Below are 1029 nucleotides of genomic sequence, written 5' to 3' on the forward strand. Positions count from 1 at the left end.
GCAAGGCGCACGCGCTCGCCGCCCGCGCGGGCAGCTACGAGCAGGAACTCGGCGCGGCGCTGGCGCTGGGCTTCGCCCTGCTCACCGCCGGGCACTACGCCGAGGGCCTCGAGGTGGCCCAGTCGGCCTACCGCCTGGGCATGCGGGCCCGTCCCCCCCGCCGCATGGGCAGCCTGATCCTGCTGGGGCTCGCCCACCAGAACCTGGGCGACTGGGGCACGGCGGAGGCGCTGCTGGAGGAGGCGCGCGCCGTCGGGCTCCACTGGGACCAGCTCGGGGAATTTCCCTTCACCCGGCTGTGCGACCTGCGCCTGTGGCAAGGCCGCTGGGAGGAGGCCGCCGAGCTGGCCCAAGCGGCGCTGGAGCGGCGGGAGTACGGCCGTTTCAGCGTCTTCGCCGGGCTGCGCTGGAACGAGACCAAGGCACTGCTGCTGGGCGGCGCGCGCGAACAGGCCGAGCGCGACGTCGAGCAGCTCGAGGCCAGCTGGCCCAGACCGAGTACTACCTGGCGGTGCTCAACCAGATGGGCCGCAAGGGCCAGGACCCCTCCCACCACCGGCAGCGCCTGCGAAGGGCCATCGAACACGCCCGGCGGGCGGTCGAGCTCTCCCGCGCGGCCGGCCTCTCGGAGATCCAGCCGTGGGCCTGGGTCACCCTGGCCAGCGCCCACTTCTACCTGGGCCAGTGGGCGTCCGCCGAGGCGGCGCTGGGCGAGGCCCAGCAACGCTTCACCCGCACGGAGAACGCCCGGGGCGAGGCCGAGGGCTGGGTGCTCAAGGCGCGGCTGCACGTGCAGTCGGGCGAGCCGCACAAGAGCCTCGAGGCCGCCCGCAAGGCGCACGCGCTCGCCGCCCGCGCGGGCAGCTACGAGCAGGAACTCGGCGCGGCGCTGGCGCTGGGCTTCGCCCTGCTCACCGCCGGGCACTACGCCGAGGGCCTCGAGGTGGCCCAGTCGGCCTACCGCCTGGGCATGCGGGCCCGTCCCCCCCGCCGCATGGGCAGCCTGATCCTGCTGGGGCTCGCCCACCA

General features: G+C 75.2%; 1 protein-coding gene. It reads left to right on the top strand.

Annotated features, from left to right (window positions below; genetic code table 11):
* Window positions 1-511: 511 nt before the first annotated feature.
* The coding region (locus tag MEICH_RS29355; RefSeq protein ID WP_036218516.1) for a hypothetical protein at window positions 512-1029 on the top strand (518 nt) is incomplete at its 3' end.

This window comes from Calidithermus chliarophilus DSM 9957 (assembly GCF_000430045.1).
Classification (GTDB): Bacteria; Deinococcota; Deinococci; order Deinococcales; family Thermaceae; genus Calidithermus; species Calidithermus chliarophilus.